At 45.1% G+C, this 10000-nt stretch carries 10 protein-coding genes; 6 read left to right on the top strand and 4 right to left on the bottom strand.

Annotation, left to right across the window (positions count from 1 at the left end; translation table 11 throughout):
* The first annotated feature begins 110 nt into the window (after positions 1-110).
* Both LDL40_RS13430 and LDL40_RS13425 read left to right on the top strand, forming a co-directional pair.
* On the top strand, positions 111-686 hold the full coding sequence (locus LDL40_RS13430; RefSeq protein WP_300995883.1) for a hypothetical protein: 576 nt from the start codon (positions 111-113) through the stop codon (positions 684-686).
* A gap of 163 nt (positions 687-849) precedes the next feature.
* Positions 850-1329, top strand: coding sequence for a hypothetical protein (locus tag LDL40_RS13425; RefSeq protein ID WP_300995882.1), 480 nt, complete (start codon positions 850-852; stop codon positions 1327-1329).
* Between the two features lie 432 nt (positions 1330-1761).
* Here the strand turns inward: LDL40_RS13425 and LDL40_RS13420 are convergent, their stop codons facing one another.
* From LDL40_RS13420 to LDL40_RS13410, 3 genes are all read right to left on the bottom strand, one after another.
* A complete protein-coding gene (locus LDL40_RS13420; protein ID WP_300995881.1) occupies positions 1762-2340 on the bottom strand; it encodes a hypothetical protein in 579 nt (192 codons plus the stop codon).
* 160 nt (positions 2341-2500) lie between these two features.
* Positions 2501-4189: an NAD-dependent malic enzyme gene (locus tag LDL40_RS13415; RefSeq protein WP_300995880.1), complete on the bottom strand. Its 1689-nt coding sequence runs from the start codon at positions 4187-4189 to the stop codon at positions 2501-2503.
* 145 nt (positions 4190-4334) lie between these two features.
* On the bottom strand, positions 4335-4763 hold the full coding sequence (locus LDL40_RS13410) for an Lrp/AsnC family transcriptional regulator (protein ID WP_300995879.1): 429 nt from the start codon (positions 4761-4763) through the stop codon (positions 4335-4337).
* Positions 4764-4917: 154 nt separating this feature from the next.
* Between LDL40_RS13410 and LDL40_RS13405 the strand changes: the two genes are divergently transcribed.
* From LDL40_RS13405 to LDL40_RS13390, 4 genes are all read left to right on the top strand, one after another.
* Positions 4918-6123 (top strand): aspartate aminotransferase family protein, encoded by a 1206-nt coding sequence (locus LDL40_RS13405; protein WP_300995878.1) that lies wholly within the window; start codon positions 4918-4920, stop codon positions 6121-6123.
* A 69-nt stretch (positions 6124-6192) separates the two neighbouring features.
* Entirely contained in the window at positions 6193-7224 is a 1032-nt protein-coding gene (astA, locus tag LDL40_RS13400) for an arginine N-succinyltransferase (protein ID WP_300995877.1), read from the top strand.
* Between the two features lie 11 nt (positions 7225-7235).
* Positions 7236-8717 (top strand): succinylglutamate-semialdehyde dehydrogenase, encoded by a 1482-nt coding sequence (astD, locus tag LDL40_RS13395; protein WP_300995876.1) that lies wholly within the window; start codon positions 7236-7238, stop codon positions 8715-8717.
* Positions 8718-8801: 84 nt separating this feature from the next.
* Positions 8802-9605, top strand: coding sequence for a DUF1338 domain-containing protein (locus LDL40_RS13390; RefSeq protein ID WP_300995875.1), 804 nt, complete (start codon positions 8802-8804; stop codon positions 9603-9605).
* A gap of 22 nt (positions 9606-9627) precedes the next feature.
* Here the strand turns inward: LDL40_RS13390 and LDL40_RS13385 are convergent.
* Positions 9628-10000, bottom strand: a 373-nt coding sequence (locus tag LDL40_RS13385) for a dienelactone hydrolase family protein (protein WP_300995874.1), incomplete at its 5' end; no start/stop codon positions are given.

Genomic DNA, 10000 nt, shown 5'->3' with positions numbered 1-10000 from the left:
CCTATGCGCCGACCGTAGACCGCTGGTGGTACAACGGCAAGCACCTCTACAACGCCTATGACACTGAGCAAGTCTTTAGTGCGAATAACGAAATACAGGCAATTAGCCGGATGCTGCCAGCTTACTTTACGCATGGCCGCTACATCAGCAAATGGGAGAAGTTTAAAAATGACCTTAAACAGCAAAACTTTGGTAAACATTGGCCTTTTTTGATTGGGGCAGCACTGTCCGCCTTTGCAGTGAATGCCCTAGTGGTTTTTCAACCTGAAGAGCCGCGAAAAGGATTATTTAGCTGTAACCAGACCTATAAAACGCTCTATGGCTCTTGTTCGGCTGAGCCAGTGGCTCCTTATGAGTATTACTATCCAAAGCCAGCAGAGGCTGATTCTGGTGCGTTGAAATCGAATTCAGAGTCTAATTCTGAAGGCGAAACTAAACCCAATGAGAAAAAATCCTCTAAATTCTACTTTTCTGCGGTGATGATTGCTGGCCGTGAAATTCAGTATTACTGGGTTGATGAAGACAATAACCCTGTTGATATCGGCCCCTTTAAAGTGCTAAGTCATCCCAGGGAATGTGTGCTTACCGTCAAAACTGCTGATAACGTTCGACACAATGTCACCTGCTTACCGCTTGAAAAGCGGTATGACAACAAAGAGGCTGTAGCCTCACTTTCAACAAAGTAACCGGCTTTTAAATACTCCAGCGACAGAAACTCATTAGGCCCGAATGGGCCTTTTGTGTTTTGGCGCAACTGAACAGATCCAATTCTGTGTTACGTTCGCACCTTGCCAAAATGGGTAAATCAGAAGTAAATTACTTTCACGTAACTAATAAAGGGACTCTATTGTGCGTAAATTAATTGTCTTTCTCCTGGGAGTAGCATCTGTATCTGTTTTTTCCCAACACTACGTTAGTCAGCCTCATACGCCTCAAGACAAAACGCTTTATGAAAACAAGCCTTCTAAAAAAAGCGTATCCACTGATAGCACACGATATACCTCAGCGCTTTTAGAAAAAATTCACCGTCGTGTTACATTGCACGAATATCACAGGGGAAAGTCATGTGGCATATTTATCAAGATTGATACTGATAAGCGCCAGCTTTCCAAGCTAAGAATCTCTGATTGCACCATGGGCAGAGATTTTGAACAGCAGCTACCTCAGATTATTTCTAACGCTATTGAATCCATTCCTATGCCACAAGATGGCATTACCCGTCTTACCATTCAGCATCAAAGTTTTACTTTCATTCCTCGTTTTAATGGCCCTGTTAAATCAGATAAGCCCAGTTCTTTTTCTAAGACATATGTAATGCCTCAAAAATAAAATTTCATTTTCAGTAGATAATTTTTTTTCACCACTCTGCCGACAGGCGAAAAGTGTAGTAATACTGCACTTTTCTCCCATTTTGGTAATATTTCTCTCTACTACCACCGCTTTTGCTCGCTTGACTTAAAAACCAAATCCAACTAAATAAAAAAGGCTCCTTTCTCGGAGCCTCTTTTGCGTTAAATTACTCTAATTTAACGAAATATCTCTATTATGTGCTACTATCTATTAAAGGAAATGGAGCATTATATCTTTATTTATCAACTGGTTATTCAATTTATCTAAAGTTACTATCGCATGCTTGCATGACATGGTGTCAAAGATAACAGCTTTGTTTTACAGCATTTTATCCGCATATGCGCACGGTCTACGTCAAACAAAAAAATAGGCTGCAAAACGCAGCCTATAGCTTCCGCTTCAAGTTTAAAACTAATTCCGTGAAATCAGTTTAATACCGTCGTCGTAACATTCTGTTGTTGCGCCAGAACCTGACATCACCTGGATTTGATCAAAGCCTTCGGCCGGTGCTGATTTTTCCAGTAAGTCTGTGAATTCGTCGGCCAATTCACTTATTTCATCACCTTTTTGTTCTAAGGCTGCAAAATGCGGTTTGTGGCGTTCAGCGATGTCCTGAATTTCTTCAGCTAATTTTTGCTGCTCAGCCATTTTAACTTTGTCTATGCGAATACTGTGTTCATCTTCCTGGTGCACAAGATCTGCAAGTTCAGCCATGCGTTCACTGTGCTGTTCCATTTCAGCTTCAAAAGCTTTAATTGGCAAATGCAGTTCATCCATTTGTTGTTCAACGGCTTCTAAACGCTGGTATGCAGTAAACTCATCTGGCGTCATGGCACGTTGCTGTATCACTTTACAGTTTTTAATAAAGGCGATTTGCGCAGGCTTTGCTTTGGCTGTTGCTGCTGTTGTCTCTGCCTGAGCTGTGCAACCTGCAATGATGGCAACGGCGGCAAAAGACAAAACAAAAGAAAAAGATGGTTGGAATTTCATAACAAGCTCCTGTGGTTCAGTTGTAACTAAGTCGAAGCTGGAACGAAATTAGTTGGCAGGAAAAATAAAAAAAGTTGGTTTAATAGCTAAGCTACTGATTAAACCAACTTTTTATTTCTCTTTTTACAGCCTTAAAAGTGTAAAAAGCTGAATAATGTTATTAATGGCCACTGACTCGCTTGTATTGACGATATTCCGGTGTCCAGAAATTACGTTCAATTTTTTGCAGTAATTCTTCATCACCGATTTCCAGCGCCAAACCTTGTTTTTGAGCAATTTTAGCCACTTCAAAGGCGATTTTTTTACTCAGTTCAGACAGTTCAGACAAAGCCGGCAGTAAAGAACCCTGCCCTGTGTTGGCTAATGGCGACGCTGCAGCCAAAGTTTCACTGGCAATACGTAACATGTCATCACTGATACGGCTTGCTTTCACAGCCACCACACCTAAACCTATACCCGGGAAAATGTAGGAGTTATTGCACTGCGCAATATGGTACGACTGTCCTTTGTAAGTCACAGGTTTAAACGGACTGCCGGTCGCGATAATCACTTTGCCTTCTGTCCACTTAATGACTTGTTCTGGTGTCGCTTCCACTTGTTTCGACGGGTTGCTCAACGGGAAAATAATCGGCAGTTCGCAGTGTTTTTTCATGGCTGTGATCACTTGCTCAGTGAATAATCCTGGCTGACCAGACACACCAATTAAGATATCTGGTTTAGCGCAGTTCATCACATCAAGTAATGATGCGTAGTCGCCACTATAGCTCCAATCCGACAGATCTGATTTTTTCTGCATCAGCGCTTGTTGGAAATCACGTAAATCAGCCATGCCTTCAGTCAACAGACCAAAACGGTCCACCATGTAGACCTGCTTACGCGCTGTCGCATCATCCAGTCCTTCAGTTTTCATTTGACTGATGATTTGCTCAGCTATACCGCAACCTGCAGAACCAGCACCGACAAAAACCACTTTCTGCGACGACAGTTTTACCCCTTTACTGCGACAGGCTGCTAATAAGGAGCCTACAGTCACAGCAGCAGTGCCCTGAATATCATCGTTAAAGCAGCAGTAGTCATCACGGTAGCGTTTTAAAATTGGCATCGCATTCGGCTGAGCGAAATCTTCAAACTGCACCAAAGCTTCTGGCCAACGGCGTTTAACAGCCTTCATAAACTGGTCGATAAAGGCATCGTATTCTTCGCCAGTAATACGCTTGTGCTTAGAACCCATATACACAGGGTCATTCAGCAGTTTTTCATTATTCGTACCGACATCCAGCATCACTGGTAAGGTATAAGCCGGGCTGATACCACCACAGGCTGTGTACAAGGACAACTTGCCGATAGAAATACCCATGCCGCCTACGCCCTGGTCACCTAAGCCCAGTACACGCTCGCCATCCGTCACTACTATGACTTTTACTTTTTTCTTGGTAACGCTGCGCAGTATGTCATCCATATGCTCACGTTCGCTGTACGAAACAAAAATACCACGGGCACTGCGGTAAATAGCCGAGAAACGCTCACAGGCGTCCCCTACTGTTGGCGTATAAATCACCGGGATCATTTCTTCCAGATGCTCTTTCACCAAGCGATAAAACAAAGTTTCGTTTTTATCGTGAATGGCACGCAGATAAATATGTTTGTTGATGGGTTCGGCGAAACTGGAATACTGCATATAGGCACGGGCCAGTTGCTGTTCAATAGTTTCGTAACGCGGAGGCAATAAACCAATCAGGTTAAAGGCGATACGTTCTTCTTTGGTGAAGGCACTGCCTTTATTTAATAACGGAGTTTCTAATAAAGCTGGACCTGCGTAGGAGGTATAAAGAGGTTGTTTTGTACTCATGGGGATCTCTCAAAACTAGCCTGCTGGCTCAAATTGCTGGCGATCATAACAGGTCTGACTGAGGCGGCAACCTCACAAAGGTTAAACTGGCGCTAAATGGCGTTCATTTCACTCTGGTCAGACCTGAAAAGTGTCTTTTTGACAGCTATCTCTTGAACTTAGTCTCCAGAATAACAGACGAATTGGTCCGCTCTACCCCATCCAGATTACCAATTTCATCCAGAATATGGCTCAACTGCTCAGTGCTTTGCGCCTGCACTACTGCTATTAAATCGTATTCGCCGCTAATGGCATACAACTCGGAAATCTGGCTGATTTGCTTTAGTTCAACATTGGTTTTTGTTGTCAGCTTTTGCCGCACCTTTATCGCGACGTGGGCTGAAACTAACTGGCTTAAAAATGCACTGCCGTATTCCAGCACATAACCTTTCACCACGCCGCTTTGCTCAAGTTTATGCAAGCGGTTTTGTACTGTGCTGCGCGATACATTTAAGGCTCTGGCTAAGTCAGAAATGCTGGCTCTGGCGTTGCGGCGTAGCATACCCAGTAGTTTTTCATCGTCGGCGCTTATCAATTTGCTTAATCACCTTATCAAAATGTCAGAATTAGCTGAAATATTGTAAATAATGCTACTGCATATTGGTAAGTATGGCCAATATAATAAATGAAATTCCTTCGCTACCCTGTTGATCAGGGGCGTTAACAAAAAGCATTAAGGCAGAACAACAATGCAAGTCAGCAGATCTTTATTCGATGAAGTCATGGTTCCAAACTACGCACCGTCCGCCGTGATCCCGGTAAAAGGACAGGGTTCAAGAGTCTGGGATCAAACAGGCCGTGAGTTTATCGACTTCGCCGGTGGTATAGCCGTGAACTGTTTAGGGCATTGCCATCCTGCTTTAGTGGGCGCATTAAAAGATCAGGCCGATAAGTTATGGCATTTATCCAACGTGATGACCAATGAGCCAGCGTTAATTCTGGCGCAAAAACTGGTCAACGCTACGTTCGCTGAAAAAGTCTATTTCGCCAACTCAGGCGCAGAAGCGAACGAAGCAGCACTAAAGCTGGCGCGCCGCTGGGCTAAAAATGAATTTGGCGAGAACAAAACCCAAATTATTGCCTTTAAACAAGGTTTCCATGGCCGTACTTTTTTCACTGTGACAGTAGGTGGTCAACCTGCTTATTCTGACGGTTTTGGTCCAAAACCTGCCGATATAGCGCATGCTGAATACAACAACCTGGCAAGTCTTGAAGCGCTGATTTCCGACAATACCTGTGCTGTGATGTTAGAGCCGTTGCAAGGTGAAGGCGGCATCATCACGCCAACTGCAGACTTTATCCAGGGTGTGGCGGCTTTATGTAAAAAGCACAATGCCCTGATGATTTTTGACGAAGTGCAATCTGGTGTAGGCCGTACCGGTCAGTTATATGCCTATATGGGTTTAGGCGTGGTGCCGGACATTCTGACCACAGCCAAAGCTTTAGGTGGCGGTTTCCCTATAGGTGCTATGCTGACAACCACAGCTATAGCTAAGCATTTAGTGGTCGGCACCCATGGTTCTACTTATGGCGGTAACCCGTTGGCTTGTGCTGTAGGCATAGCTGCATTTGATACAGTCAATACGCCTGAAGTGTTAAACGGCGTGAAAGAGCGCGAGCAGTTATTCCGTGAAGGTTTAACAGCCATTAACGCTAAATATGATGTATTCAGTGAAATCCGTGGCCAGGGCCTGTTGTTAGGCGCAGCCTTGAATGATAAATATCAGGGCAAAGCCCGTGATTTTATGTTGGCCGCAGCAGACGAAGGTTTAATGATGTTAGTCGCAGGTTATAGCGTGATCCGCATGACACCTTCACTGATTATTCCAAAGGAAGACATTGCTGAAGGTTTAAAACGTCTGGAAAAAGCTGTCGCCAAGATGGTGCAGGCGTAAGGCTATTAAAGGGAGTTCATTGAGCTCCCTTCACTTATTTAACAGCTACAACGCGGGAATAAAGAATTTATGTTGTTGATCCGTCCTATCCGACAATCGGATTACCCTGTCCTGATGCAAATCGCGATTGAATCAGGTGCTGGTTTTACCTCGTTGCCGGTGAATGAGCAAAAATTGCAGGCGAAAATTGCCCGTTCTGAGCAAAGCTTCGCGACGAGCATTGAGGCCATGGGCGATCAGGGCTATTTGTTTGTGCTGGAAGATACCAGTACCGGCGAGATAGTCGGCACCTCAGGCATTGAGGCCTCAGTGGGTCTGGAGACCCCTTTGTACCATTTCCATAAAAGCACTGTGGTGCACCACTCCAAAGAGTTGGATGTATTTAAACAAGTCGAAGTACTGACCATGTGCAACGACTACACCGGTGTATCTGAGATTTGTACGCTGTTTTTACGTGAGCCTTATCGTCAAGGCTTAAACGGCCGTTTTTTATCGAAAGTACGGTTTTTATTTATGGCCGAACATCCGAAGCGTTTTTCCAAAATGGTGATCGCCGAGATGCGTGGTGTGGCTGATGAATCAGGTTTACCGCCGTTCTGGAAATGGTTGCAGTCGTACTTTTTCAGCATCGACTTCCCTACTGCTGATTATATGATTGGTGTTGGTAATAAAGGCTTTATCGCTGATCTGATGCCACGCCATCCGATCTATGTCAGCTTATTACCAGAATCAGCGCAGCAAGTGATAGGCGAAGTTCACGAAAACACCAAACCTGCTTTGGCATTATTGGAAAACGAAGGGTTTTTCCACCGGGGCTATGTCGACTTATTCGACGGCGGCCCAACAGTTGAATGCCAGTTAAAACAAATAAAATCTGTACGCAACAGCCACAAAGTCAAAGTGCTGGTCGCGCCGATTGAAGGCTCAGCCACTTTGTCTATTTGCAACACGCACACCACCAATTTCCGTGCAGTATTCAGTAAAAATGCAGCGTTGAACGACAATCATGAATTGGTGATTAGCCCAGAATTGGCAGAAGCTCTGATGGTCAGCAATGGCGATTTTGTGCGCTACCTCTCCTTAGAAAAGGCAGTGAAATGAACGAAGCTACTATGAAAACGATAACAAAAGCTGCAGTGCAGTTTATCGATGGTCAATGGCAAAACGGTTTTGGTTTAGCCTTTCAGTCAGTAAACCCGGCAACTGGTCAGGCGATATGGCACGGCAATAGTGCCGATGAAGCTCAGGTGCATCAGGCTTTACTCTCTGCGCGTCGGGCCTTTTATAGCTGGTCGGTTTTATCCCTTACCGAACGTCTGCTGGTGATTGAAAAATTTGCCGCCTTGCTACAAGAAAACACTGAAACTATGGCCCGTACTATTGCTGAAGAAACAGGCAAAGCTTTATGGGAAAGCCGTACAGAAGTAGCGGCTATGATAGGCAAAATTGCCATCTCCAAACGCGCGCATGAAGAACGTACCGGCACAGTAGAAAACCCTATGCCAGGAGCTAAAGCCTTTATCCGCCACAAGCCGCATGGCGTGGTAGCAGTGTTTGGACCTTATAATTTCCCAGGTCACTTACCCAATGGTCATATAGTTCCGGCTCTGATTGCTGGCAACGTGGTAGTCTTTAAGCCCTCTGAGCTGACTCCCAAGGTGGCTGAATACACAGTACAGTTGTGGCAACAGGCTGGTTTACCAGCGGGCGTGCTTACTTTGTTACAAGGTGAAGTGGCCACAGGTAAGGCCTTGGCTGCACACCCAGAGTTGGATGGCCTGTTTTTTACCGGCAGTTCAGGCACAGGTCATTACCTGCATCAGCAGTTCGCTGGTCAGCCAGGTAAAATTTTGGCATTGGAAATGGGTGGGAACAACCCGCTCATTATTAAAGACGTTGCTAATGTTAAAGCTGCAGTGCATGACATTATTCAGTCGGCTTTTATCAGTTCAGGTCAGCGCTGCACCTGTGCCCGTCGTTTGTTTGTGCCAAATACCGGCAATGGCGATGCTATTTTGGCAGAATTGGTGGCCGCGACTAAAAACATCAAGGTTGCCGACCCATTTGCTGCTGAACAGCCCTTTTACGGCGCTATGATTTCTGCCAAAGCAGCAGAAGGCATGGCCAAAGCTCAGCAGCAACTTATTGACATGGGCGCTAAAGCCTTAGTCGAACTGACCCTACCACAAGCACATGGCGCTTATGTCACACCTGGTATAGTCGATGTGACAGGTATCAGCGGTATTCCTGACGAAGAGCATTTTGGCCCGCTGTTAAAGGTCTACAGGTACAATGATTTTGAGCAGGCGATCCAGGAAGCCAATAACACCAAATACGGTTTATCTGCTGGCCTACTGGCCGATTCTGCCGAAGATTATCAGCTGTTTTTCCAGCGCATTCGCGCCGGCATCGTCAATTGGAACAAACCTATTACAGGTGCATCCAGTGCCGCTCCTTTTGGCGGTATTGGCGCCAGTGGCAATCACAGAGCCAGTGCTTATTACGCAGCTGATTATTGCGCTTACCCTGTCTCTTCTGTCGAAGCGGATCAAGTGGTCCTGCCTGCCAGTTTAAGCCCGGGATTAATGCTGTAACACTGAACCAGATCAAAACAAAAAGCCGGTAAAGTCAGTAGACTTTCCGGCCAGAACACCATAATCAACAGAGCAGGACTCGTTATGCATACTGATGTGAAAGAACTGTTTAACCAACTTTGGGCGAACTACCTGGAAGTGACCCCATCTGCCAAAAAAATTCATGCGATTTTAGGCTCGTCACAACAAGATGACGTGATTAATGATCACATCGCGCTTCGTACTTTTAACATTGAAAAAGTAGGCCTGGATAAACTGGCAGCTCACCTGCTGGCCTTAGGTTATACCGAAGGTGGTGAATACCACTTCGAAGCGAAAAAACTTTATGCCAAACACTTTGAGCATAAAGACCCTACTCTGCCAAAAGTGTTTATTTCCGAACTGCTGTTAGAGAAATGCTCAGAAGAGCTTCAAAACATTGTGCGTAAGTTGGTAGACCAGATCCCTGAATCAGCGGTAACCGCAGATAACTTCCTGTATTCAGGCCGTCACTGGACTATCGATCAGCAAAGTTACGAAACTTTATTGGCAGAGAGCGAATATGCCGCTTGGATGTCTGTTTGGGGTTACCGCGCCAATCACTTTACGGTCAGTGTCAACGCTCTGAAAAACTTTGACACTCTGGAGTCCGTGAACCAGGCATTAAAAGACGCAGGATTCCCGTTAAACACTTCAGGTGGTGAGATCAAAGGCACACCAGAAGTCTTGCTGGAACAGTCCTCCACTTTAGCCGACGAAGCACCGGTACAATTTACCGACGGCACGCGTAACATTCCGAGTTGTTTCTACGAATTTGCCCGTCGTTACCCTATGGCCAACGGCCAGTTATACGGCGGTTTTGTTGCAGCGTCAGCTGATAAAATCTTCGAAAGTACCAACGTACGTTAACAGCACTGGTTGATGCTGACGATTAAAGGCTGGCTTCGTATCCAGCCTTTATTTTTTCCCAGTAAAACCTTGCAGCTTCAGCATTGTATCCTTTCGACAACTTATTCATAAAACCGTGAGAAAAAGGTGCAAGGCTTTGTTTCAAGTTAATTCGGCCTTCTAACACAGCCATCAAATCCCGCACTGAGAAATGAGTTTCTTCAGCAAAAATCAGCTCCGTTGGATAAAGCGGTTGTAAATGTGTCAGCATACGAATTTGACCGCCATAAAAAGCTACACAATGGCTTATAGGTAAATTATTTAACGCCAAATTTATCCAGCAAGCAGCAGCGCCAGCGCTAAAACCAATTAGAAATACAGCTTCGGTCTGAGACATAAGTACCTCAGCTAGCTTC

Source organism: Rheinheimera sp. (assembly GCF_020217005.1).
GTDB lineage: Bacteria > Pseudomonadota > Gammaproteobacteria > Enterobacterales > Alteromonadaceae > Pararheinheimera.
Note: the sequence above shows the minus strand (reverse complement) of the source record. Positions and strands in the feature narration are given on the sequence as shown.